Source organism: Bradyrhizobium sp. NBAIM18, from assembly GCF_020193825.1.
Taxonomy (GTDB): domain Bacteria; phylum Pseudomonadota; class Alphaproteobacteria; order Rhizobiales; family Xanthobacteraceae; genus Bradyrhizobium; species Bradyrhizobium yuanmingense.
In genome coordinates this window covers 416111-440265 of sequence record NZ_JADYVO010000001.1, presented here as the reverse complement: position 1 = coordinate 440265, position 24155 = coordinate 416111, and the positions used below count along the sequence as shown (strand labels likewise).

At 66.4% G+C, this 24155-nt stretch carries 18 protein-coding genes; 9 read left to right on the top strand and 9 right to left on the bottom strand.

The annotated features are described in order from the left end of the window. The first annotated feature begins 7 nt into the window (after positions 1–7). The 3 genes from recN to I6F17_RS02095 all read left to right on the top strand — a co-directional run bounded on the left by recN (position 8) and on the right by I6F17_RS02095 (position 5757). Complete coding sequence (recN, locus tag I6F17_RS02105; protein ID WP_225130500.1) at positions 8–1681, top strand: DNA repair protein RecN; 1674 nt, start codon at positions 8–10, stop codon at positions 1679–1681. A gap of 165 nt (positions 1682–1846) precedes the next feature. Then, positions 1847–4000, top strand: coding sequence for an NAD-dependent DNA ligase LigA (gene ligA / locus I6F17_RS02100; protein WP_225123841.1), 2154 nt, complete (start codon positions 1847–1849; stop codon positions 3998–4000). A 308-nt stretch (positions 4001–4308) separates the two neighbouring features. Next, positions 4309–5757, top strand: a complete 1449-nt coding sequence (locus tag I6F17_RS02095) for a cell wall hydrolase (RefSeq protein ID WP_225123840.1) — start codon at positions 4309–4311, stop codon at positions 5755–5757. Positions 5758–6020: 263 nt separating this feature from the next. On the opposite strand, the gene nadC is transcribed toward I6F17_RS02095, so the two are convergent. The 3 genes from nadC to nadA are packed head-to-tail and all read right to left on the bottom strand — an operon-like array spanning position 6021 to position 9632. Continuing rightward, complete coding sequence (gene nadC, locus I6F17_RS02090) at positions 6021–6899, bottom strand: carboxylating nicotinate-nucleotide diphosphorylase (protein WP_225123839.1); 879 nt, start codon at positions 6897–6899, stop codon at positions 6021–6023. A gap of 10 nt (positions 6900–6909) precedes the next feature. Beyond that, positions 6910–8514, bottom strand: coding sequence for an L-aspartate oxidase (locus I6F17_RS02085; RefSeq protein WP_225123838.1), 1605 nt, complete (start codon positions 8512–8514; stop codon positions 6910–6912). An 11-nt stretch (positions 8515–8525) separates the two neighbouring features. Further along, complete coding sequence (gene nadA / locus I6F17_RS02080) at positions 8526–9632, bottom strand: quinolinate synthase NadA (RefSeq protein WP_225123837.1); 1107 nt, start codon at positions 9630–9632, stop codon at positions 8526–8528. Positions 9633–9972: 340 nt separating this feature from the next. On the opposite strand from nadA, the gene I6F17_RS02075 reads away from it, so the two are divergent. The 6 genes from I6F17_RS02075 (at position 9973) to I6F17_RS02050 (ending at position 17255) form a co-directional block, all read left to right on the top strand. Beyond that, positions 9973–11226: an MFS transporter gene (locus I6F17_RS02075; protein WP_225123836.1), complete on the top strand. Its 1254-nt coding sequence runs from the start codon at positions 9973–9975 to the stop codon at positions 11224–11226. 42 nt (positions 11227–11268) lie between these two features. Next, positions 11269–12255, top strand: coding sequence for an MDR family oxidoreductase (locus tag I6F17_RS02070; RefSeq protein ID WP_225123835.1), 987 nt, complete (start codon positions 11269–11271; stop codon positions 12253–12255). A gap of 114 nt (positions 12256–12369) precedes the next feature. Then, complete coding sequence (locus I6F17_RS02065; protein ID WP_036003601.1) at positions 12370–12957, top strand: hypothetical protein; 588 nt, start codon at positions 12370–12372, stop codon at positions 12955–12957. 163 nt (positions 12958–13120) lie between these two features. After that, entirely contained in the window at positions 13121–13366 is a 246-nt protein-coding gene (locus tag I6F17_RS02060) for a hypothetical protein (RefSeq protein ID WP_036038283.1), read from the top strand. A 200-nt stretch (positions 13367–13566) separates the two neighbouring features. Then, entirely contained in the window at positions 13567–15303 is a 1737-nt protein-coding gene (locus tag I6F17_RS02055; protein WP_225123834.1) for a methyl-accepting chemotaxis protein, read from the top strand. Between the two features lie 263 nt (positions 15304–15566). Then, complete coding sequence (locus I6F17_RS02050; protein ID WP_036038279.1) at positions 15567–17255, top strand: methyl-accepting chemotaxis protein; 1689 nt, start codon at positions 15567–15569, stop codon at positions 17253–17255. Between the two features lie 70 nt (positions 17256–17325). Here I6F17_RS02050 and I6F17_RS02045 read toward each other — a convergent pair whose 3' ends face one another. From I6F17_RS02045 to I6F17_RS02020, 6 genes are all read right to left on the bottom strand, one after another. Continuing rightward, positions 17326–20031: a DUF2339 domain-containing protein gene (locus I6F17_RS02045; RefSeq protein WP_225123833.1), complete on the bottom strand. Its 2706-nt coding sequence runs from the start codon at positions 20029–20031 to the stop codon at positions 17326–17328. Between the two features lie 110 nt (positions 20032–20141). After that, entirely contained in the window at positions 20142–21110 is a 969-nt protein-coding gene (locus I6F17_RS02040) for an NAD regulator (protein ID WP_109144659.1), read from the bottom strand. 226 nt (positions 21111–21336) lie between these two features. Further along, positions 21337–21843, bottom strand: a complete 507-nt coding sequence (locus tag I6F17_RS02035) for a protein-tyrosine phosphatase family protein (protein WP_036028306.1) — start codon at positions 21841–21843, stop codon at positions 21337–21339. Between the two features lie 145 nt (positions 21844–21988). After that, positions 21989–22603 (bottom strand): HD family hydrolase, encoded by a 615-nt coding sequence (locus I6F17_RS02030; RefSeq protein ID WP_036028303.1) that lies wholly within the window; start codon positions 22601–22603, stop codon positions 21989–21991. Continuing rightward, positions 22600–23226: a DNA-3-methyladenine glycosylase I gene (locus I6F17_RS02025; protein ID WP_225123832.1), complete on the bottom strand. Its 627-nt coding sequence runs from the start codon at positions 23224–23226 to the stop codon at positions 22600–22602. The genes I6F17_RS02030 and I6F17_RS02025 overlap by 4 nt, the downstream gene beginning before the upstream one ends. Continuing rightward, positions 23223–24098, bottom strand: a complete 876-nt coding sequence (locus I6F17_RS02020) for a folate-binding protein (RefSeq protein ID WP_225123831.1) — start codon at positions 24096–24098, stop codon at positions 23223–23225. The genes I6F17_RS02025 and I6F17_RS02020 overlap by 4 nt, the downstream gene beginning before the upstream one ends. Positions 24099–24155 lie beyond the last annotated feature (57 nt).

The window sequence follows — 24155 nt, the reverse complement described above, 5'->3', positions numbered from 1 at the left end:
TGGTTCCATGCTGGCGCGTCTGTCGATCCGTGACATCGTCCTGATCGAACGGCTCGATATCGAATTCGCCTCCGGCCTCGCGGTTTTGACCGGCGAGACCGGTGCGGGCAAATCCATCCTGCTCGATGCCTTTGCGCTGGCGCTCGGCGGCCGCGGCGACGCCGGCCTCGTGCGTCACGGCGCGGAGCAGGGGCAGGTCACGGCCGTGTTCGATGTCCCGAAGAATCACCCAGCGGCGAAGATCCTGGCCGAGAACGGTCTGGACGACACCGGAGAGATGATTCTCCGCCGCGTGCAGTTCGCCGACGGGCGCACCCGCGCCTTCATCAACGACCAATCGATCAGCGTGCAGACGCTGAAGGCGGTCGGCACCGCCCTGGTCGAGATCCACGGCCAGCACGACGAGCGCGCGCTGGTCGATGCTGCCACCCACCGCCGCCTGCTCGACGCCTTTGCCGGCCTCGAAAAGGACGTCGCGGCCGTCGAGGCGCTCTGGGACGCGCGCCGCACCGCCAACACCGCGCTGGAGGAGCATCGCGCCGCCATGGAGCGCGCGGCGCGCGAGGCCGATTATCTGCGTCACGCCTCCGACGAGCTGAAGCAGCTCGCGCCCAAGGACGGCGAGGAGACTGCGCTAGCCTCCCGCCGCACCACCATGATGCAGGGCGAGAAGATCGCCTCCGACCTGCGCGAGGCGCAGGAGGCGGTCGGGGGCAATCATTCGCCGGTTGCCGCGCTCTCGGCGGCGGTGCGCCGGCTGGAGCGCCGCGGCGTCAACTCGCCGGCGCTGGTCGAGCCGGCGGTCAAGGCGATCGACGCGGCGATCAACGCGCTGGAGGAGGCCGATCAGCACCTCCAGGCGGCGCTGGCCGCAACTGATTTCGATCCGGCCGAGCTCGAGCGCATCGAGGAACGGCTTTTTGCTTTGCGTGCGGCGTCTCGCAAATATTCGACCCCGGTTGACGGCCTCGCCGCGTTGGCCGCCAAATATGCCGCCGACGTCGTGCTGATCGATGCTGGCGCCTCGCGCTTGAAGAAGCTGGAGCAGGCCGCGATCGAGGCGGACAGAAGCTATGCGGCGGCCGCCAAGAAGCTGTCGCTGGCGCGGCAGAAGTCGGCCGAGAAGCTCAACAAGGCGGTCACTGCCGAGCTTGCCCCGCTCAAGCTCGAACGCGCGAGGTTCATGACAGAGGTCGAGACCGACGAGGCGGCGCCCGGGCCGCAAGGTTTCGATCGCGTCGAGTTCTGGGTGCAGACCAATCCGGGCACCAAGCCAGGGCCCTTGATGAAGGTCGCCTCCGGCGGCGAGCTGTCGCGCTTCCTGCTCGCGCTCAAGGTCGTGCTGTCCGACCGCGGCTCGGCGCCGACGCTCGTCTTCGACGAGATCGATACCGGCGTCGGCGGTGCGGTTGCGGACGCCATCGGCGGGCGCCTGGCGCGGCTTGCCGGCAAGGTCCAGGTCATGGCCGTGACCCACGCCCCGCAGGTCGCCGCCCGCGCCGACCAGCACCTGCTCATCTCCAAGGATGCCCTCGACAAGGGCAAGCGCGTCGCCACCCGCGTCAATGCGCTCGCCGCCGACCACCGCCGCGAGGAGATCGCCCGCATGCTCGCCGGCGCCGAGATCACGGCCGAGGCGAGAGCGGCGGCGGAGAGGCTGCTGAAGGCAGCGACGGCTTGAGGTTCGTGTCCCGGACGCGCGTAGCGCGAGCCGGGACCCAGAATGCCAGCCGCGACATGGGCCCCGGCTCTGCAGCGCACCGCTGAAGGAGCGCTGCGCTGCGCCCGGGGCACGAGATTTCCACAAGCCTTTACCCTCCCGCCCGCTCCGTCGTATCCAAGCGCCATGGCCAGAGCAGCAAAATCCAAAGCAACACCGCACCGCGACGTCGCCGAGCTCACCAAGGCGCAGGCCAAGGTCGAGCATAAGCGGCTCGCTCTCGAGATCGAGGGGCACAACGAGCGCTACTATCAGGAGGACGCGCCCACCGTCACAGACGCCGAATACGACGCGCTGCGCCAGCGCCTCAACGCGATCGAGGCGCGTTTTCCCGAGTTCGTCACCGCGGACTCGCCCTCACAGAAGGTCGGCGCCGCGCCGTCAGGGCGCTTCAAGAAAGTCCCGCATGCCGTGCCCATGCTGTCGCTCGACAACGCCTTTGCGGAGGAGGACGTGCGCGACTTCGTCGGCCGCATCGTGCGCTTCCTGAAGCTCGACGACGACAAGATCGACTTCTCCGCCGAGCCGAAGATCGACGGCCTCTCGATGTCGCTGCGCTATGAGGGCGGCGAGCTCGTCACCGCCGCGACGCGCGGCGACGGCGCTGTCGGCGAGGACGTCACCGCCAACATCCGCACGCTCGAAGACGTGCCGCAGAAGCTGAAGGGCCGCAACATCCCCGACATCTGCGAGGTGCGCGGCGAAGTCTACATGACCAAGAAGGCGTTCCTGGCGCTCAACGAGCGGCAGAAGGCGGCAGGCGACACCATCTTCGCCAATCCGCGCAATTCGGCCGCCGGCTCGCTCCGCCAGAAGGACCCGACCATCACCGCCTCCCGTCCGCTCGGGTTCTTCGCCTATGCCTGGGGGCAGATGAGCGCGATGCCGGAAGACACGCAGAGCGGCATGATCGGCTGGTTCGAGCGCTGCGGTTTCAAGACCAATCCGCTCACCAAGCTCTGTCACTCGGTCGAGGAACTGCTCGCCTTTCATCATGCGATCGAGGAGCAGCGCGCGCGGCTCGACTACGACATCGACGGCGTCGTCTACAAGATCGACCGCATCGACTGGCAGGAGCGGCTCGGCTTCGTGTCGCGCACGCCGCGCTGGGGGATCGCGCACAAATTCCCGGCCGAGCGCGCCATGACGGTGCTGCGGGACATCGAGATCCAGGTCGGCCGCACCGGCTCGTTCACGCCGGTCGGCAAGCTCGAGCCGGTGGGCGTCGGGGGCGTCATCGTGCAGAACGTCACGCTGCACAACGAGGATTACATCAAGGGCATCGGCAACAAGGGCGAGGTGCTGCGCGAGGGGCGCGACATCAGGATCGGTGACACGGTGGTGATCCAGCGCGCCGGCGACGTCATCCCGCAGGTGGTCGACGTCGTCCTCGACAAGCGGCCGAAGAGCGCCAGGGAATTCCACTTCCCGAAGACGTGCCCGTGTCCGCTGCACACCGACGTCGTGCGCGAGGAGACGGCGACGGGCGAGGAGGGCTCGCGCGCCCGCTGCACCGGCGAGTTCGCCTGTCCCTACCAGAAGATCGAGCATCTGAAGCTGTTCGTGTCGCGGCGGGCCTTCGACATCGACGGCCTTGGCGAGAAGCAGCTCCAGTACTTCTTCGACGAGGGCTGGGTGAAGGAGCCCGCCGACATCTTCACGCTGGAGAAGCGCAATTCGAAACTCAAGCTCGAGGAGATCGAAGGCTACGGCGCGACCTCCGTGCGCAACCTGTTCGGCGCCATCGAGAGCCGGCGCAGAATCGCGCTGGAGCGCTTCATCTTCGCGCTCGGCATGCGCCATGTCGGTGAGACCACGGCGCTGGCGCTGGCGCGCGGCTACGGCTCGTGGGACGCCTTCCACGATGCCTGCCTGAAAGTTGCCAAGGGCGACGAGGAGGCGATCGCGGACATGGACGCGCTCGACCAGATCGGCGACACCGTGATCAAGAGCATCGCCGATTATTTCGGCGAGAGCCACAACCGCGGCATCGTCGAGCGGCTGACCAAGGAAGTCGAGATCGTCGACGCCGAAAAGCCGAAGAGCAATTCGGCCGTCGCCGGCAAGACCGTGGTGTTCACGGGGTCGCTGGAAAAGATGACGCGGGATGAAGCCAAGGCGACGGCCGAGCGGCTCGGGGCCAAGGTGTCGGGCTCGGTCTCGAAAAAGACCGACCTCGTCGTCGCGGGCCCCGGTGCCGGCTCCAAGCTCGCGGACGCCAACAAGCACGGCGTCAAGGTGCTGACCGAAGACGAGTGGCTGAAGCTGATCGCCGAGTGAGAGGCGCACTGGCGCCTCCGTCCGTCGCCATCGCACAGGCGTTCCCTCAGCAAGCGTCCCGTGACGATACGCGGGCGCAAGAGTTCCTTCACCATTCGCGTTGACCCGATGTTTACCGCTTCACGTGAGGCCGCATTTACCAATGCGCGACGTCGCCCCGTGAAAACACCTGCATTCGCTTGAGTGTGCCGCCTGCGCAACGCCGATTAACGCCCCAGCAACCTGAATTAGATACTCACAATAAAGATCGAATTGCACGGATGTACTGAGTTCGATCGAACCAGCGTAAGCGTAGCGTGAGCGTATCGATGTCTGTGTTGCGTAACCATCCGAAGGGCGCGCGGTTCGCGTCCTTCGGCATCGGTCTCTGCATCTTCGCATTGATGCCGAGAGAGACCGGCTATCAGGACATTGCCTCGTTGCTGGCGCGCCAACCCGGCGTCGCCGAGCGGTGGCAGAAGCAGGTGTTCTCCGCTGCGTCCTCGATCCAGCTCGCCACCTACAGTTTTTCCCGCCCCATCGGCACCTCGGTTCCGCAGAGCGCGATGGTTCGGCTCGCGAGCCTCGACGGCGGCGACGTCACCGGCGCAATCCGCCGCAATCCGGCGCTTCAGGCACCGCCGCGCTACCACGCATCCGACTTTCCCAAGGTCGATCGCGCCCTGAAGGGCGATCGCCTCGCAATCGTCGCGCCGACGCAGTCGCCTGAGACGGCCGCGCCGGCTGCAGCACCGGCCAAGGAAGATCCCGCGACCTCGAACAGCTCGGTGTTCGGCGCCAAGACCGCCGCATTGCCGCCGGCGATGTCGCCGGAATCCGCGGCCCCGCTCGATCCCGAGCTGCAGGAGGCGATGCGCGCGCCGCCGCTGCCGCAATATTCCAATCCGCCGCGGGCGAGCGAGGCTGCGCGCGCGTTCGCGGTGCAGCCGCTGGAAGCGCTGAAGCGCGCCACGGCGCCGGCTGCTCCCGCGCGCGATCCTTTCAGCGTCAAGACATCGAGCCTGTTCTTCGGCAGCTCCTCGCTGGGCGGCAATCTCGAGACCATCGAGAGCTGGCAGCCCGGCGCCGAGCCGCTGATCGTGATGCCCGACCCCGACATGAAGGTGACGGCCTCGCTGACGCCGCCGACGGCGGAGATTGCCAGGGACATCGAGAGCGGCGAGAGCGTCGCGCCGAAGGGCGAGGTCAACGCCGAGAACCAACGCGCCAAGTCGCCGGCGGAACGGCTCGCGCTCGACGACAAGTCGCGCGCGAAGTCGGAAAAGTGCCTTGCCGAGGCGGTCTATTTCGAAGCACGCGGCGAAGCCGTGCGCGGCCAGATCGCGGTGGCACAGGTGGTGATGAACCGCGTGTTCTCCGGCAAATATCCCGACACCGTGTGCGGCGCGGTCTATCAGAACAAGCACCGGCATCTGGCCTGCCAGTTCACCTTCGCCTGCGACAACAATCCGGACGTGATCCGCGAGCCCGAGATGTGGGAGCGCGCCAAGAAGATATCCAAGGCGATGCTCGACGGCCAGATCTGGCTGCCCGAGGTCGGCAAGTCCACGCACTATCACGCCTATTGGGTGCGTCCGTCCTGGGTCGCCGAGATGAAGAAGCTGTACAAGACCGGCGTGCACACCTTCTATCGGCCGCGCAACTGGGGCGACGGCAGCGAGCTGCCGAGCTGGGGCACGCCGGCGCAGACCGCGGCGCTGTCGGCCGAGCTTGCGCAGGAAGCCAAGAGCTCCGCGGAGATGGGCGAGCGGCGGTAGTTTTCTTACCTCTCCCCACTTGCGGCAGGGCTATCGCATTTAAGAGTTTTCCCCGCAGCCATCCTTCGAGACGCCCGCTTTGGGCGGGCTCCTCAGGATGAGGGCGGAGTGCGCGGCAGCAGTTTTTCAACGAGCACTGATGCTGATGAGCCTCACCCTGAGGAGGCGCGTAAGCGCCGTCTCGAAGGGCGAGGCGTGCGCGCAGGCCGCCACACAAGTCATATGCGATGCCTCTACCAAGCGGGGAGAAGGAGAAGAATTCATCACGCCTCCATATCCAACGCACAGTCGAAATTTGGCGCAGAATGCGTCAGGGCGCCGGCCGACGCATAGTCGACGCCGGTGGCCGCGATGGCGGCGATCGAGTCCAGCGTGACGCCGCCGGACGCCTCCAGCGCGAGGCGGCCCGCGTTGAGCCTCACCGCCTCGCGCAGCGTCGCAAGGTCCATATTATCGAGCAGCACCGCATCGGCCATCCCGCTCTCGAGCACCTCGCGCAGCTGCGCCAGCGTGTCGACCTCGATCTCGATCTTGACGAGATCGCCGGCATGGGCGCGGGCGCGCTCCAGCACCGGGCGAATGCCGCCGGCCACCGCAACGTGGTTGTCCTTGATCAGGATGGCATCGTCGAGCCCGAAGCGATGGTTGAAGCCGCCGCCGCAGCGCACCGCGTATTTTTCCAGCGCACGCAGCCCCGGCGTGGTCTTGCGCGTGCAGCAGATGCGCATCCTGGTGCCTTCGGCGCGGGCGACGTAGTCCGCGGTGAGCGTGGCGATGCCCGACAGCCGACCGACGAAGTTCAAGGCGGTGCGCTCCGCCGTGAGGATGGCGCGCGCGGGACCCGAGATCGTCAGCACGTGCTGACCGCGCGCAACCCGCGCGGCATCGCGGACATGTGCGCGCACCTCGATCTCGGGCGAAAGCTTCTGCAAGGTCGCGAGCGCCAGCGGCAATCCGGCGATCACGCCGGACTGGCGCGCGACGAGGATGGCTTGCGCGCGCGTCGCCTCCGGGATTGTCGCGAGCGAGGTGATGTCGCCGGCGCGGCCGAGATCCTCGTCGAGCGCACGCTCAACGGCCGCCTCGATCGCGAGCGGCGAGAGGAAGGAATCGGGATAGAGCAGTGAGGTCGGGGTGATCATGGGGCCTCCTTCAGGCGATCAGGGATTGCGCAAGGCGTGGCCGCGGGCGCTCGTCGAGGCTCTCCGCGACCTCGCGCGCCGCGGCGAGCGTGGTCATCGTTCTCTGCGCCAGCGCTGGGTTTTCGGCCGGATGATCGGAACGGCAATGCGCGCCGCGGCTTTCGCGCCGTGTCCAGGCCGCAGCGGCGACGAGCAGGGCCGAAATCGCCATGTTGCCGAGGACGCCGTGTCCGGCCTCGCGCTCGAGCCTGACGAAATGCCGCACGGCTTGTGCAAGCCCATCACCGTCGCGGATCACGCCGACATGCGCGCTCATCATTGCGCGCAGCCGCTTCACTTCTGCGGCGTCCGGCGTCCCGGCGCGTGGTGTCACCAAAGAGTCGGGAAGGCGTGCCGGCGGGGGCACGGTGCGGCCGGCGATGTCGTCGGCAATGCGGGCGGCATAGACGACGGCTTCGAGCAGGGAATTCGAGGCAAGCCGGTTGGCGCCATGCGCGCCCGTGGAGGAGACTTCTCCGGCGGCCCAGAGACCGTCGATCGAGCTGCGACCGCGCGCGTCCACCGCGATGCCGCCCATGTGGTAATGCGCGGCCGTCGCGATCGGAATCGGCTGGGCCGCGGGATCAATGCCGGCGGCGATGCAGCTCGCATGCACGGTCGGAAACCTCGTCGCGAAACGCGCGCCCAGCGCTTGACGCGCATCGAGGAAGGCGCCGCGTCCGGCCGCGATCTCGGCGAACACGCCGCGGGCCACGATATCGCGGGGCGCGAGCTCCGCGAGCGGGTGGCGGGCGCTCATGAAGCGCTCGCCGTTGCCATTGATCAGCGTTGCCCCTTCGCCGCGCAGCGCTTCGGTGGCGAGCGGTGCCGGGTCGCGGCCGACCGTGATGGCGGTGGGGTGGAACTGCACGAATTCAGGATCGGCAATCACGGCGCCGGCGCGGGCGGCGATCGCAAGGCCCGAGCCGCTCGCTTCCGACGGGTTGGTGGTGACGGCGTAGAGATGGCCGAGCCCACCGGTCGCAAGCACGACCGCGCGTGCGGCGAGCGCGAGCGGCGGTGACGCGGGATTGTCGGCCTGGCGCAATTGAAGCCCGGTGACCGCGCCGTCCTCGGTCAGCAAGGCTTCGGCGACGAAGCCTTCCAGCAGGCGGATCGAGGGCGTGCGGCGCACGGCCTCGCTCAAGGCCGCGATGATCGCGGCGCCGGCGCCGTCGCCGCGCACATGCACGATGCGACGCGCGGAATGCGCAGCCTCGCGACCGACCGCAAGCCTGCCGTCGAGATCGCGATCGAACAGAACGCCATAGGCGAGAAGATCGTGGATGCGCGGCGCCGCCTCGCGCGCGATCCCGAGCGCGACGGCTGCATCGACGAGGCCGCCGCCGACCGCGACGGTGTCGGCAGCGTGTGCCTCCGGCGTATCGCCTTCGGCCACGGCCGCAGCGATGCCGCCTTGCGCCCATGCCGAGGATGCGCCGTGCCCGAGCGGTGCCGCCGAGATCAAGGTCACCGGCCGCGGCGCCACCTTCAGCGCGCAGAACAGTCCGGCAAGGCCGCCGCCGACGATGACGACGTTGTCGGTGCTGGCGAGGTCGTGGATGTCGTGTTGCATGTTGCTCGCCCTCAATTGCTCAGATTGATCATGCGCTGGACCGAGCGCCGCGCGCGTTCCGAGAGCGCGGGGTCGATCGTCACCTCCTCGCGAAGCGTCAGCAGGCTTTCCAGGATGTTGGCGAGCGCGATGCGCTTCATGTGCGGGCAGAGATTGCAGGGGCGAAGCATCTCCACGTCGGGCAGCTCGGCCCGGACATTGTCGGCCATCGAGCATTCCGTGATCATGACCAGCCGCGGCGGCCGCTTCGCGCGTACCCAGTTGATCATGTGCGCGGTCGAACCGGTGAAGTCGGCTTCCGCCAGCACGTCCGGCGGGCATTCCGGATGCGCGATGATCTGCACGGACGGATCGGCTTCGCGAAAGCTCCGCAGCTCCTCGCCGGTGAAGCGCTCATGCACCTCGCAGGCGCCTTTCCAGGCGATGATCTTCACGTCGGTCTTCGACGCCACGTAAGTGGCGAGGTATCGGTCGGGCAGGAAGATCACGGTCGGGGCGTTCAGGCTCTCGACCACCTGCACCGCGTTTGAGGACGTGCAGCAGATGTCGACCTCGGCCTTCACCTCCGCCGAGGTGTTGACGTAGGCGACAACGGGCACGCCGGGGAATTTCTCCCGCAGCAGCCGCACGTCCGCACCGGTGATGCTGGCGGCGAGCGAGCAGCCCGCGCGCGAATCCGGGATCAAGACGGTCTTGTCCGGATTGAGCAGCTTGGAGGTCTCCGCCATGAAGTGCACGCCGCATTGGACGATGATGTCGGCCTTCACCTTGGTGGCTTGGACCGCGAGCTGGAGCGAGTCGCCGCCGATATCGGCGACGCAGTGGAAGATCTCCGGAGCCTGGTAGTTGTGGGCGAGAATGACCGCGCCCCGCGCGTGCTTCAGCTCGTTGATCGCGTGAATCGTCGGCGCCATCAGCGGCCATTCGATCGACGGGATCACGTGCTTGACGCGGTCATAGAGCGGCGCGGTTGCGCGTTCGACCGCCGGCGTCCATTCCAGGGACGGCATCGGCCATGTCGGTCCCGGGGCGACCGGCGCGGCGCGCGGGGAGGCGGTGGGTTGGCCTTGCGGCCGGTTGGCAAAGTCGTCGGGACCGAAAATTCCAGTGATCGGCATTGAAGCCTCCCAAATGCTGCCATTAGGTGTGGCGATTATACTCATTTTGAGAATATATGGTGCCCGAGAAGACCGGCCGAGGAGGCCGGACAGAAGCCATATATGCTCAATTTGAGTAAATCAAACATAGCACGCACGGGCGAGTATCGCTAGGGCCTGCCCGCACACATTCCCGTCACTGCGCGCCTGCCAGGCGAGGCCAGATTGAAACGCAATGCTCCCGCGTCAGCTCTTCGTGGAATGCAATCGTTTTTGCCTTGGGATTTTCATGCATATGCATTAAACGGGCTGTCCCGCGGCTGCTGATTTGCGGCTCCGCCAAGGACAGACGAGGACAACCATGTCGACACAGATCGGCGAGCTCGCTCCGGCCTCGCGTTCCTCCAACTGGCGTACCCCGGCCGTCATCATCCTCTGCGGTTGTGCCATCGGCATGCTCGGTTTCGGTCCGCGCTCGGCGCTCGGCTTCTTCGTGCAGCCGATGAGTCACGAATTCAGCTGGGGCCGTGACGTGTTCGGCCTCGCCATCGCCGTGCAGAATCTGTTGTGGGGACTGGGCCAGCCGTTCGCCGGTGCGGTCGCGGATCGCTTCGGCTTGTTCCGGGTGATGTGCGTCGGCGCGCTGCTCTATGCCGGCGGGCTGCTCTTGATGCGCTATTCCTCGACGCCGCTGTCGCTCAACATCGGCGCCGGGGTGATGATCGGCTTTGGTCTGGCTGGCTGCTCGTTCAACCTGGTGCTGTCGGCCTTCACCAAGCTCTTGCCCGCGGAGAAGCGCGGCATCGCGCTCGGCGCCGGCACGGCCGCGGGTTCGTTCGGACAGTTCCTGTTCGCACCGATCGGTGTCGCCTTGATCGACAATTTCGGCTGGCAGCAGGCGCTCTCCGTGTTCGGCTTCCTGATGCTGCTGATCATCCCGCTCTCGCTGGCGCTCTCGACGCCGCCGGTGACAACCGTGAACAGCGCAACGCCCGCGGATGACCAGACCATCACCAAGGCGCTTGCCGAAGCTTTCGGTCATCGCTCCTACGTGCTCCTGGTGCTCGGCTTCTTCACCTGCGGCTTCCAGCTCGCCTTCATCACCGTGCATCTGCCGGCGTTCCTGGTCGATCGCGGCATCACCGCACAAACCGGCGGCTGGGTGATCGCGGCGATCGGCCTGTTCAACATCATCGGATCGCTGAGCGTGGGGTATCTCCAGAACTACCTTCCCAAGCGCTACATCCTCTCGGCCATCTACTTCACGCGCGCGCTGGCGATCCTCGCTTTCATCTCGTTCCCGATCACGCCGTTCTCGGCGATCGCGTTCGGTGCAATCTCCGGCCTGACCTGGCTGTCGACGGTGCCGCCGACCTCGGCGCTGGTGGCGCTTATGTTCGGAACGCGCTGGCTCGCGACGCTCTACGGCTTTGCCTTCGTCAGCCATCAGGTAGGTGGCTTCCTCGGCGTCTGGCTCGGGGGCATCGTCTTCGAAAAGTTCGGGTCCTACACGCCGATCTGGTGGCTCTCGATCCTGTTCGGCGTGCTCTCGGCGCTGATCAATCTTCCAATCGTCGAGAAACCGGTCCAGCGGGTGGTTGCGCAGCCGGCCTGATCAGCTAAACATCCCCGACAAACAAAGTCAGGGAGTTCAGTCGTGGCCACATTCAAGGCTGTCAGGATCGACAAGGCGGACAAGGGCACCACCGCGCAGCTCGCGCAGTTCGACGAAACCGAGCTGATGGAGGGCGACGTCACCGTCCGCGTCGAATGGTCGACGCTGAACTACAAGGACGGCCTTGCGCTCACCGGCAAGGCGCCGGTGGTGCGCCGCTTCCCGATGATCGCCGGTATCGATTTCGCCGGCACGGTTGAAGCCTCCTCGCATCCGCAGTGGAAGGCGGGCGACAAGGTCGTCTGCACCGGCTGGGGCATGGGCGAGACCCATCTCGGCGCCTATGCGGAGAAGGCGCGGGTGAAGGGCGACTGGCTGGTCGCTCTTCCGCAAGGGCTATCGGCGCGCGATGCCATGGCGATCGGCACCGCCGGCTTCACGGCGATGCTCTCGGTGCTGGCGTTGGAGAAGCATGGCATCTCGCCGAAGAGCGGCCCGGTCGTGGTGACGGGCGCTGCCGGCGGCGTCGGCTCGGTCGCGATCGCCGTGCTCTCGAAGCTCGGCTACCACGTCATCGCTTCGACCGGGCGGGCCTCCGAGGCCGACTACCTGAAGCAGCTGGGGGCAGCCGAGATCATCGACCGCAACGAATTGTCGGCGCCGGCAAAGCCCCTCGCCAAGGAGCGCTGGGCCGGCGGCGTCGACAGCGTCGGCTCGACCACACTCGCCAACCTGCTCTCGATGACGAAATATGGCGGCGCGATCGCGGCCTGCGGCCTGGCCGCCGGCATGGACCTGCCGTCCTCGGTGGCGCCGTTTATTTTGCGCGGAGTGTGCCTTCTCGGCATCGATTCGGTGATGTGCCCAATCGAGCCCCGGAAGGCCGCCTGGCAGCGCTTGGCCTCCGACCTGAACAGAACAAAACTCTCTGAAATTACTGAGGAAATTTCGCTCGACGAGGTTCAGGGCTGGGGCGCGAAAATCCTCGCCGGCCAAGTTCGCGGCCGCGTCGTGGTAAAAATTGTCTGACGGCGTTCAGACTTTACCAACCAAGCTGCTTCAATCTCGCCATGGTTCGTATGGTAAGCAGCGGGTAAAGAGATAAAGGCATCGCCCGCTGCGGGGGTTGGTTCGGAGTTGAGCATGCTTGCGCGTATTGTGTTGGGGGCTGTCACGGCGGCAGCGACGTTTGCGCCGGCCATCGCTGGAAGCATGAACGCCGACGAGGCGCGCCGCTTCGTGGCCGGCAAGGTGTTCGCCTTCACCTGTTTCGACGGCACCCGCGGTGCAGGCCGCATCCTCGACGATCTCGGCGCCGCCGGTGCGGTGCAATTCTCGGGCTCGGGCCCGGTCAAGCACCTCCGACTTCCCGGCAATACGCTCCAGATTCGCGGCCAGAACGTCTGCGCCTCGATCAAGGGCATTCCGTTCGAGCCCTGCTTCAATCTCGAAAAAACCGACGATCGCAGCTTCCGCGGCTCGGTGTCGGGCATGGGCTTCGCCTATTGCGACTTCCGTCACCAGGGCGGCAATCAGATGCTGATGGCGCGCGCTGCAGCGCGGCCGCGCTCGCTGCACAAGCCGGAGCACACCGGCACGGTCGCCGCATCGAACACCGAGGTTGCCGCGCGCGTCGAGACGCCGCGTGTCGAGGGCAGCCGGCTCGAGCCGGTGAAGTCCGAGCCGGCGAAGAACGAGGGACCGCTGGAGCTGCGCCGCTCCACGCAGTGAGCTCGCCTGCGCGGGACAACCCGCGCCATTGATCGTCGAAGACATCATCGAACACCAAGCCGCCCGCGCCGTAGTCATACGGACGGCGGCTTTCATGCCTTGGTAGCTGTTCGGGCCCTAGTTTGCGCGCGGCCGGGGGGCGGTCCCACGCAAGGGTTCAACCATGTCGCTCTATTTCTTCCGCATCAGCACCGGCCGCTATTCCGGCGCCGCCGACCTGCCGTACGAGTTCGAGGATCGCGCAGCCGCCTGGACCGAGATGACCGAGGTGTGCGCCAATCTGCTCAGCGGCATCGCGCGCGGCCTGAAGCCGAACGCCGAATGGTGCATGGAGCTGCTCGACGAGGACAAGCAGCCGGTCTTTCGAATCAGCCTCGTCGGCGAGACCATTGGATGTAAAGCGTCCTAGCTCCGACTTGAAGCTGCAATTTACAACTATGACGGGATCATTTCCTTTCGGGCTCAATCATTTAGCGTGCAAAGTCAGTATTTCTGCGAGGGATTTCGTTAACCAAATCGGAATGTGAGAAGCTCATTTTTTGGGCAATGGCGCAGTCAGGGGAAGCCGACAATGACTCGGCTGCGCGTTCCTTCGGGGGAAGCATGCCCATGTTGAGCCTAGTTCAGAATCTGAGGATCGGGACCAAGCTGGCGATTGCGTCGGCGCTCGGTGTGCTCCTGGTTGGGGCCATGATTGCAAGCCAGATGCTCGGCAATGCGGGAATTCGCGAGAGCAGCCAGAGCGCGCTTGGGCAGCAGCAGATCGCGCGCGACGCAGTCAAGGCCGAGGCTGCGGTTCGCGGCATGCAGCTCGCGGTACGAGACCTTCGTCTTGCCAATAGCCCGGCTGACATTCAGAAGGCCGTCCAGAATCTGGGCGACCGGCAAAAATCGACGAATGCGCTGGTCGATGAAATGCTGAAGCTTTCTCACGAGGCGGAGAACCGCGCTCGGATGGAGAAACTGAGATCGCTGGCTGCGAATTACGAAAAGGCCGCGCAGCAGATCGCCGGCGTGCGCGGCGAAGCCCTGGCCGCCAGCGGTGCAGACGGAGCGGCCCGCGCTGCGAAGCTCAATGAAGACGTCGTTCGCATCGCACGCGAGGTGACCCTGCCGATTGCCGGCGAACTCGACGTGCTGATCGGCCAGATCGCCGACTACGCAAGGCACAAATCCGAGGAGAAGAATGCCGCGGCCGCGGCACAAATGAGATCGAGCGAGCAGCTTGCGATCCTGGTCGGCGCACTCGCCATGCTCGTCCTCGTCGGCTCGTGGCTGATGTCGTTCCTGACGATCGCGCGGCCGATCAGTGCGCTCACGGTCGCCATGGACAAGCTCGCCGGCGGCGATTTCTCCGTGGTTCTGCCCGGTCTCGGCCGCAAGGACGAAGTCGGCGGCGTCGCGGCGGCCGTTGAAAAGTTCAAGGTCGTGTCGGAGCAGAAGGCGCGCGAGGACGCCGAAGCCAAGATCAGGCAGGACCAGATTGCGTCCGCGCAGCGCAAGGCCGAGATGCACAAGCTGGCTGACAGCTTCGAAGCCGCGATCGGTGAGATCGTCGATACTGTGTCCTCTGCCGCGACCGAGCTGGAAGCTTCCGCCTCGACGCTGACCGCGACCGCGGCGCGCGGCCAGGAGCTCACGACCATGGTTGCTGCCGCTTCCGAGGAAGCGTCCACCAACGTGCAGTCGGTCGCGTCGGCGACCGAAGAGCTGTCGTCGTCGATCACCGAGATCAGCCGGCAGGTGCAGGAATCCGCCCGCGTCGCCGGCGATGCGGTGAACCAGGCTCGCACCACGACCGATCGCGTCGGGGAGCTCTCCGCTGCTGCGGCGCGGATCGGCGACGTGGTCGAGCTGATCAACACCATCGCCGGCCAGACCAACCTCCTGGCGCTCAATGCAACCATCGAGGCCGCGCGCGCCGGCGAGGCAGGCCGCGGCTTTGCCGTCGTCGCTTCGGAGGTCAAGGCGCTTGCCGAGCAGACGGCGAAGGCGACCGGCGAGATCGGCCAGCAGATCGCCAGCATCCAGACCGCCACCGAGCATTCGGTCGGCGCGATCAAGGACATCAGCCACACCATCGAGAAGCTGTCGGAGATCTCCTCGACCATCGCAGCCGCGGTGGAAGAGCAGGGGGCCGCAACGCAGGAGATCTCGCGCAACGTGCAGCAGGCGGCGACGGGCACCCATCAGGTGTCGTCCAACATCACCGACGTGCAGCGCGGCGCGAGCGAGACCGGTTCGGCATCCTCGCAGGTGTTGGGAGCCGCGCAATCGCTGTCCGGCGACAGCAACCGGCTGAAGCTCGAAGTCGGAAAATTCCTCGATACCGTGCGCGCGGCCTGACACGTGCCTTTTCGCGAGCGTCTGCATCGTAACGGGAGATGCCGGTGCGGCTGCAACAGAGAGTTGCAGAGAAACCACGATCGCTGCGCACGAGCCGTATTTTTGCGTAGCCTCCTGTTAACGCCTGTTTGCGATTATTGGCGCAATCCTTCGGGAAAAGAACCAGCCAGCATTGTTGAACTGACCTTCGCCCGGGTCGTCCGTCGTGACGTCTGCGGCGCAGATGATGTGCGCGTTGCCGGGTAATCATCGGGATTGTCGTGATGTCGAAGTTGTCGATCGTCTTCAAGCTGCTGACCGTGCTGTCGGTCCTCGTGCTCTCGCTCGCCGGTGTGGGCGTGATGGCGATCGGCACGATGCAGAACATCAACGCCCATACGGTCGAGATCGCGCAGGGCTGGTTGCCGAGCGTGCGTGCGCTCGGCTCGATGCGTGCTGACATCAACGAGCTCCGCGTCGCGCTGCGTCTGCACCTGATGCAGGATACTGCCGAAGGCAAGGAGGCTGCCGAGAAGCGCCTGGCAGGCTTGCGCGAACGGATCGAGAAGACCCGCAAGATCTACGAGCCGCTGATCACGCGCGCAGAGGAGCGCTCGCTCTACGAGCAATGGACCAAGGCCTGGGCCGAGTACCTGAACGGCGTGCAGGATGTAATGGCGCTGTCGCGTAAGAGCGTCGGCCGCTTCCCGACCGATGCCAACGAGATGTTGCAGACCAAGGTCGCGAAAATGGCTCAGGCCGCCGATCCGCTGCTCCAGAAGGGCATCGAAATGAACAATCAGGGCGCCGAGCTGGAGACGAAGCAGGCCGCCGACAGCTACGCTACGATCTTCCGTGTGCTGGTCGGGATCATCGTGGCCTCCGTCGTGATCGCGATCGGCGCCGCCTACTATCTCGTGCGCGACGTCTCGCGTGGCATCGCTTCGATCATCCGCCCGATGCAGTCGCTCGGCGAGGGCGACCTTGCGGTGGAAGTGCCGCATCGCGGCGAGAAGACCGAGATCGGCTCGATGGCGGATGCGCTCCAGATCTTCAAGGAGGCGCTGATCGCCAAGAAGGCGGCCGACGCTGCGGCGGCGCGCGACGCCGAGGCCAAGATCGAACGCGGCCGCCGCGTCGATGCCATCACCCGCAATTTCGAGGTCATGATCGGCGAGGTCGTCGAGACCGTATCGTCAGCTTCGACCGAGCTCGAGGCGTCCGCGGCAACGCTGAGCGGCACAGCGCAGCGCGGCCAGGAGCTCGCAACGGTCGTTGCGGCTGCGTCGGAAGAAGCTTCCACCAACGTCCAGGCGGTGGCCTCTGCTTCCGAGGAGCTGTCGTCCTCCATCACCGAAATCAGCCGCCGCGTGCAGGATTCGGCGCGGATGGCGGCGGAAGCGGTCGAGCAGGCGGCGCGGACCAACGAGCGCGTCAACGCGCTGTCGCAGGCGGCGGCCCGCATCGGCGACGTCGTCGAGCTCATCAACACCATCGCGGGCCAGACCAACCTGCTGGCGCTGAACGCGACCATCGAGGCGGCGCGCGCTGGCGAAGCCGGCCGCGGCTTTGCTGTCGTCGCCTCCGAGGTCAAGGCCCTGGCCGAGCAGACCGCGAAAGCGACCGGCGAAATCGGGGCGCAGGTCTCGGGCATCCAGGCGGCGACGCAAGAATCAGTCAACGCCATCCAGGAGATCGGCGGCACCATCGAGCGGCTGTCCGAGGTGTCGGCCGCGATCGCCGCCGCCGTCGAGGAGCAGGGCGCGGCCACGCAGGAGATTTCGCGCAACGTTCAGCAGGCCTCGCTCGGCACGCAGGAAGTGTCGTCCAACATCACCAACGTGCAGCGCGGTGCGATCGAGACCGGCTCGGCCTCGAGTGAAGTGCTGTCGGCGGCGAAGTCGCTGGCGACCGACAGCACCCGCCTGAAGGTCGAGGTCGCGCAGTTCCTGGAATCGGTCCGCGCGGCGTAGAGGCACCCGCTCGATCGTTGTTGACCTCTCCCCGCTGGGGAGAGGTGGAGTGCCCGCCCGACGATCCAGTCTAGCTGCCCGTCTGCGGCGCAGCCGGCGGCGGTGCGATCTGCCGCCGGAACAGGATGCGCTGGTAGAGCCAGCCGATCGCGACCAGCACGACGCCGAGGCACATGAACGAGAGCGCCCGATAGACGCCGGTCAGCGTCCACACGTCGACGGCGAAGGCCTTGAAGATCGTCAGCGCGATGACGGCGGCGGACGCCAGCCGCGCACGCTCCGAATTGACCAGGATGCCGACGCCGAGCAGCGCCACGCCAAAAGCGAGCCAGCCGATCGAATAGGTATATTGCTCGGCGCTCGTGGTGCCACCGTAGAGCAGGACCGGGCCGTGATAGAAGCGGCGGATCTCCAGCGTCACATAGGTGAGCGCGAACACCAGGGCGCCACCCGCAATCGTGTTTGCATATGCGACACTGCGGTGTCCCGCCACTGCGTAGGAGAGCAGCAGCATCAGCACGGCCGGCAACGCATAGCCGAGCAGCAGCAGATTGAACACGAGGCTGCCGACATTGACGCTGGAGAGCAGCATCGGGTTCTCCAGGATCAGGAGGCCGAACACGCTGATAAAGCCGGCGATCGCCGTCAGCACGACCGCGCCGACATTGTGCACGATGCTGCGGCTGCGCAGCCGCAGGCGCTCCAGGCCGATTGCCATGGCAAGCGTGACACAGACTTGCAGCGCGAACTCGAGCAGCGAGGGCGGCGAGGTCATGCGGCCGCCGGTCGCAAAGTGCCGGATCTCCATGAAGGCGAGCAGCGCGGTGAACAGGATCGCCGCCGTCTCAACCACGCGCAGCGGCGGATCGTCGGCGCGGCGGCGCAGGAAGATGCTCGCGCCCCAGAACGAGGCGGCCGGCAGGCCATAGCCCCACAACAGCCAGTTGAAGATCGGCGTGGTGCCGACGGCATCGCCGACGATGCTCGGATCATAGACGATGCGCGCGGTGACGATCGCAGCGAAGACGGCAGCCAGCCGGCGCAGCACCGGAATCGGCCGCTGCAACGAGATCCAGGCGGTGCCGAGTGACATCAGCGCGAGCGCAATGGTGAGCCAGCCCTTCTCCAGGGCGAAGGTCAGCGCCAGCGCCAGCGCGCCGAGCGTACCGGTCGCGAACAGCGCGACCGAGGTTGCAACGCCGGGCCGTTCTTCGCGGCGCATCAGCGCTTCGGTCGCAGCGCCAAAGGCCGCAGCGAGCAGCACGGCGAGGATCGCAAACGGGATCGAGCGGTCGAGATGGGCAATGCGCGCATAGAGCGCAACCAGGATGGCGATCGGCGTCGCGACGCCCGCCGCCGACCACACCACGGGAATGATCACCGAGTTCGAGCGGCCTTGCGCGAAAAAGCCCGTGACGCCGAAACCGGCGGCGAAGATCGCGGCCGTCACCAGATGCAGCGTCACCGCGCTATCAATCGCGACCGGGCCGACGCCGGGCATCGGGCCGCCCGGCAGCACCAGCATATCGGGGTTGGCGCGCACCGCCCATTCGGCGAACACGATGAACACGGCCGCCGCGGCCGCGCCCAGCGCGCCGGTCGCCGCCGGTGCGCGCCAGGCGACGAACAGCGTGCCGCCGACGAGGAGCGTGAAGGCGATCAGCGCGAGATCCGCATGCGCGCTCGACAGCACGACCAGCATCGCGCCGAACAAATAGGCGCCAAGCGCGCCCGATGAGACCGGCTCGATCTCGCCGTCCTCGATGCTGGGCCCGAACATGAAGCCGCAGACGACGAGCAGTGCGGCGAGCACGAACCCGGCGATGGCATGGAAGGCGTGCGGCGCGACCTGCACCTGTTCGGTATCGAGACCCGGGAAGATCCAGAGCACCGCGAAGGCAATGGTCGTGACCGCAAGCCAGCGCCATAGCCTGCTGCGGGCAAGCCCGAAACTCGCGGCCGTCACGACCGCAAGATAGATGTAGAGAGCCCAATAATCCGGCTTGCCGGAGGAGACGAGGATCGGCGTCACGAAGGCGCCGACGACGCCGAGCCCGGCGAGCGCGGGGCCGTGCAGGAGCGCTGCGGCCAGCGTGCCCATCGCAACGATGCCGAGCAGCACGAAGGCTGTCGCAGGCACGAGGAAGTCGTAGAGCGCGTACGCCGCGTAGATGGTCGCGAACGCCACCGCCGTGCCGGCCGCGGTGAGGATCGCGGGAATGTTGGCGATAGGCAGCGCCGCGATGCTCGAGATGCTCTCCTTGCGCCGCGTCCATTCGCCGGCGCCCAGCAGCGCAGCGGCGAACAGGCCGCCGAGGAACACGCGCACGCCGGGGCCGAGCAGACCGGCCTCGATCGAATAGCGCACCATGAAGAAGCCGCCGAGCGCGAGCGCAAGCCCGCCGATCCACACCACCCAGCGGGTGCCGAGCCGCTCCTCGAAGCCGGGTGCGGCCTCCGGCACCGGAGGGGGCGCGGTGGCGCCCGTGCTCGGCTCGAGCGGGGGCGGCGAAATCTCTTCCGTGACGAGCGGAGGCGGCGTCGTTTCGGTTTCCGGCGCCAGCGGCGGCGGCTCGGCGGCTGCAGTCGTGGCGGGGGCTTCGGCCTGCGCCGGCATCAGCGGGGGCGGCTGCACCGTCCGCTGCGCGTAAAGCATCTCTTCGAGCGAACTGATCCGGCGGCGCAACTCGGTCGCCTGGCTGGACGCCTTGATCGCGATCAGGAAGGCGATGATCGCAATGATCAGCGCAAAGACGTCAAACGGGCCGTCGAACATGAAGCCTCCAGGCAATCGGCGGGCAGGGGCCGATACCACTGATATCAGGATCTTAATTTCTTGAGCATGATCTTACCGGAAAACCGCAACGCACTTTTCCGGATCATGCTCTAGCGCCGGGAGCGAACGCGCAAGCCCGGCGCGGGCCGCTCCTGGAGCACCTCGCGGCGGAAGCGGTAGAGCGCTGCCGGCCGTCCGCCCGTCTGTGTCGACATCACCCCGGTCGGTTCGACCAGGGCTTCCATCTCGACCAGGCGGCGGAAATTCTGCTTGTGCAGGTGCCGGCCGGAGATCGCTTCCACCGTGTGCTGCAGTTCAGTGAGTGTGAATTCGGTCGGCAAAAGTTCAAAGACTACAGGACGATACTTCAGCTTTGCGCGCAGCCGCGCGATTGCCGTGGCGAGAATCCGTCGATGGTCGAACCGCATCGAGGTCCCGAGCGGGGGAAGCGTCTTGCGCGCCAATGCCGCAGGACGGCCGTCGCGGCGGGCCTCCTCGATCAGCCCGGCCTCGTAGAGCAGCTCGTAGCGGTCGAGCACGCGCTCCTCGTCCCAGGGTGCGCCGTCGAGACCGAAATAGAACCGCACGCGATCCTTCCGCGGCAGTGCGCGAATCGTCTCCGCCGTCTCCTCCTCGGCCCATTCGGTCAGCGCGGGGATGATGTCGCGCGCGATGATCGTCGGCGGCTGCTCGCGCCAGTCTTCCCACGGGAAGAATCGGTACCAGGGCGCGAAGCTCGCCGCGTTTGCGGCGAGCTCGCCGCCCGCGGGGCGCGTCAGCGCGAGATAGCCGATCGACACGATGTGGGCTCCGGTGTCGCCGGCCTCGGCATGACGGCCACGGTCGCCGAACGTGTAGAGCTGCTCGACATAGCCGAGCCGCAGCCCCGCCTGTTGCTCGACCCAGGCGCGCAGGCCGATCTCGAACGTGCGATGGCTCACCGCGTCGAACGGACCGAACGGCAGCCCGGCAAGCCGGTCAGCACCGGGTGCGGTCAGGATCAGCGGCTCGTGGTTCTCGATCGCGACGATGGCCGCGGTGAGGCCGATTTCGATTGGCGTCAGCAGCGTCTCGCTCATGCGGCTGCCGTGTCGTTGAATTGAACAGAATGCCGCTTGGTTAAGACGGCCCATCCGCGGACTCGGTGCACCTCTCCCGCTTGCGGGAGAGGTCGCGTCGCATCGACAGATGCGAGGCGGGAGGGGGCTCTATCCTCTGGGGGAGTCTTCGTCGCCGAGATACCCTCTCCCCAACCCTCTCCCGCAGGCGGGAGAGGGGGCGCACCTCCATCGTGACAACCAGCTGTCATTCGAGCTCGATCGCGAAGGGGCGGCCTTCCACCATCATCGCGCCGGGGCCCATTTCGTCGAGCGCGCGCAGCATGCGGCCGTTGCGTCCGAGTGCACGATCGGCGAGGCCGACGATGCGCCGATTGGGCGAGGCGATCGGCGAGGCCGCGCGAATCTTCCTGGCGATCTCGATCTCGTCGCGATTCGGATTAAGCGCGCAAACGGCCGCGAACGCGCTGGCGGTGGAGCGGCTGATCCCGGCATAGCAATGCACCACCAGCGGGGCGCTGCGGTCCCAGCCGCGCACGAAGTTGAGCACCTGCTCGATATGCGTCTCCGACGGCGCGACGAAGCCGTCCATCTCCTCGGTGATGTCGTCCATCGACACTTTGAGATGGTTGGCCGGGAGCACCGACACGGGACGCGCGACCTGCTCGACATTGGCCATCACGGTCAGCACGTGGCTGGCCTTGGTGAGGCGGACGGTTTCGGGAAGCGCGGCGAGGGAACAGACGTGGATCATGGCGAACCTTTTTGCGCCCGATTATAGCGAGCGCTCGTAGGGTGGGCAAAGGCGCATCGCGCCGTGCCCACCATTTCGCAATTGCGCGCATGTCGCTTGGTTCGGTGGGCACGCTTCGCTTTGCCCACCCTACGAAGGAATAATGCTACGCAAACACGGCGCCAAACCGCTCCAGAAACTGCTTCTCGGCCCGCGCCGCGGTCCAGGGCGTCAGATAGTCGCGTCGGACGCTGTCGGAGAGACCCGGATCCTTGCCGAACAGGCGCCGCGCTTCGCTTGCGCTGAAGCCGGCGAGCTCGGTCGCCTCGAGATAGGCCGCGCCGCGATCGGCGGCCTTGATGGCCTGCGTGATGTCATCTGGCAATACCGGCGGCAAACCGAAGCGGATATGGATGGCACCGAGCAGCCGCTTCTCGACGGCCTTGTAATGACCGTCGAGCACGGCCTTGAACGGCGAGATCATGTCGCCGATCACATATTCCGGCGCATCATGCAGCAGGGCCGCGAGCCGCACGCGCTGGTCGACGCGGGGTATCTCATGCCGCAGCACGGTCTCTACCAGCAGCGTATGCTGCGCGACCGAAAAGATGTGCGCGCCGAGGGTCTGTCCGTTCCAGCGCGCCACCCGCGCCAGCCCGTGCGCGATGTCGCCGATTTCGATGTCGAGCGGGGAAGGATCGAGCAGGTCGAGCCGCCGGCCCGACAGCATGCGCTGCCAGGCGCGGACCTCTTCGTTGCGCGCTGCCTTCTTCGCCGTCATTTGGCCTTGAGGCGCAGCTTGCGCTGGGTCTTGCTGCAGGTCGCATGACAGTGGCAGTCGACCAGGTGGTCGTTGACCATGCCGGTCGCCTGCATGAAGGCATAGACGATGGTCGGGCCGACGAATTTGAAGCCGCGCGAGGACAGCTCCTTGGAGATCTGCACCGAGAGCGGCGTCGAGGCCGGCACGCTTCCCGTGGTCTTGAACTGGTTGACCTTGGGCCGTCCGTCCATGAAGTCCCACAGCAGCTTCGAGAAGCCCGGGCCCTTCTCCATGATATCTAGATACGACTTCGCGCTCAGGATCGTGCCTTCGATCTTGGCCTTGTTGCGCACGATGCCCGCATCGTTCATCAGCGCGTGAACCTTCTTGGCGTTGTAACGCGCGATCTTCTCAGGCTGGAAATCGTCGAAGGCTTTGCGGAAATTGTCGCGCTTGCGCAGGATCGTGATCCAGGACAGGCCGGCCTGGAAGCCGTCGAGGATCAGCTTCTCGTACAGCGCGCGGTCATCGTATTCCGGCACGCCCCATTCGGTGTCGTGATAGGCGACGTAAAGCGGATCTTCGCCCGGCCAAGGGCAGCGGGTCAGACCGTCGGGATGCAAGCGGGCAGCGCGGCTCATGCGATGGGCTGCTTGGCTGGAATGCGAACGACGTCTGGTTCAGCCAGCGTCAAAGCCAGCCCCCCAGCGGTGAGCGGCTGGCCTGCATCGAGTGCATCGGCGACACGATCGATGCGCACCAGCGCGATGCCCTTGCCGCCGGCCGTCGAGCCGATGGTGCCGACCGGCTTGTCGCCGGCGAGAATGGTTGTGCCAGGCTCGGGCGAGGCGTCCTCGAGCAGCACCTTCACGCTGCGCGTGCGCGCGGTGCCGCGATGCTGCATGCGCGAGACGACCTCCTGGCCGACATAGCAGCCCTTGTCGAAATCGACGCCGGCGAGGCGATCCATGTTGGTCTCATGCGGGAACGCATCGCTGTACATGAAATCGAGCCCGCCGCGCGGCACGCCGAGCGCGATGCGGTGCGTCTCGTAGGCCGCCGCATCGACCAGCTCGGCGCCGATAAGATCGGACAGCTTCTGCTTGAGATCTTCCGGGACCAGGATGCGGGTGCCGAGCCCCTCAGCCCGCGGATCGGCAAAGGCAAGGTCGGGCTGCGCCGCCGGCTCGCCGTCCCAGGCGGCGAGCACGCCGAGGTCGACCTTGTCCACGGTGACCTTGGCGCGCAGCTTGTAGAATTTCAGCTTGGTGGCGAGGGTGTCCGCCAGCGCTTTCGGGCAGTCGATCAGGAACCCGCCGCCGTGGCCCGCGGACGCTTCCGTGATCAGGAAATCCACGATGATCTTGCCCTGCGGCGTCAGCAATGCGCCGAATCGCCCCAGACCAGGTTTCAGCCTGTCCAGGTCGGTGGTGACGAGGCCATTGAGGAAGTTGCGCGCATCCTCACCCGCGACCTTGATGACGCCCCGGTCCGGAAGAAACGCCGATTTCATGCGAAAATCTCTTGCGACATGTTGCTCCGGAACGTAAGCCCGCAACGCATAAACGAC

Coding starts and splice junctions, on each gene's coding strand:
- I6F17_RS02085 (WP_225123838.1), bottom strand. CDS start 8,514: ATGCAACACGACATCCACGACCTCGCCAGCACCGACAACGTCGTCATC.
- nadA (WP_225123837.1), bottom strand. CDS start 9,632: ATGCCGATCACTGGAATTTTCGGTCCCGACGACTTTGCCAACCGGCCG.
- nadC (WP_225123839.1), bottom strand. CDS start 6,899: ATGATCACCCCGACCTCACTGCTCTATCCCGATTCCTTCCTCTCGCCG.
- I6F17_RS02040 (WP_109144659.1), bottom strand. CDS start 21,110: ATGAGCGAGACGCTGCTGACGCCAATCGAAATCGGCCTCACCGCGGCC.
- I6F17_RS02045 (WP_225123833.1), bottom strand. CDS start 20,031: ATGTTCGACGGCCCGTTTGACGTCTTTGCGCTGATCATTGCGATCATC.
- I6F17_RS02075 (WP_225123836.1), top strand. CDS start 9,973: ATGTCGACACAGATCGGCGAGCTCGCTCCGGCCTCGCGTTCCTCCAAC.
- I6F17_RS02020 (WP_225123831.1), bottom strand. CDS start 24,098: ATGAAATCGGCGTTTCTTCCGGACCGGGGCGTCATCAAGGTCGCGGGT.
- I6F17_RS02095 (WP_225123840.1), top strand. CDS start 4,309: ATGTCTGTGTTGCGTAACCATCCGAAGGGCGCGCGGTTCGCGTCCTTC.
- I6F17_RS02060 (WP_036038283.1), top strand. CDS start 13,121: ATGTCGCTCTATTTCTTCCGCATCAGCACCGGCCGCTATTCCGGCGCC.
- I6F17_RS02025 (WP_225123832.1), bottom strand. CDS start 23,226: ATGAGCCGCGCTGCCCGCTTGCATCCCGACGGTCTGACCCGCTGCCCT.
- I6F17_RS02050 (WP_036038279.1), top strand. CDS start 15,567: ATGTCGAAGTTGTCGATCGTCTTCAAGCTGCTGACCGTGCTGTCGGTC.
- I6F17_RS02055 (WP_225123834.1), top strand. CDS start 13,567: ATGTTGAGCCTAGTTCAGAATCTGAGGATCGGGACCAAGCTGGCGATT.
- I6F17_RS02030 (WP_036028303.1), bottom strand. CDS start 22,603: ATGACGGCGAAGAAGGCAGCGCGCAACGAAGAGGTCCGCGCCTGGCAG.
- I6F17_RS02065 (WP_036003601.1), top strand. CDS start 12,370: ATGCTTGCGCGTATTGTGTTGGGGGCTGTCACGGCGGCAGCGACGTTT.
- ligA (WP_225123841.1), top strand. CDS start 1,847: ATGGCCAGAGCAGCAAAATCCAAAGCAACACCGCACCGCGACGTCGCC.
- I6F17_RS02035 (WP_036028306.1), bottom strand. CDS start 21,843: ATGATCCACGTCTGTTCCCTCGCCGCGCTTCCCGAAACCGTCCGCCTC.
- recN (WP_225130500.1), top strand. CDS start 8: ATGCTGGCGCGTCTGTCGATCCGTGACATCGTCCTGATCGAACGGCTC.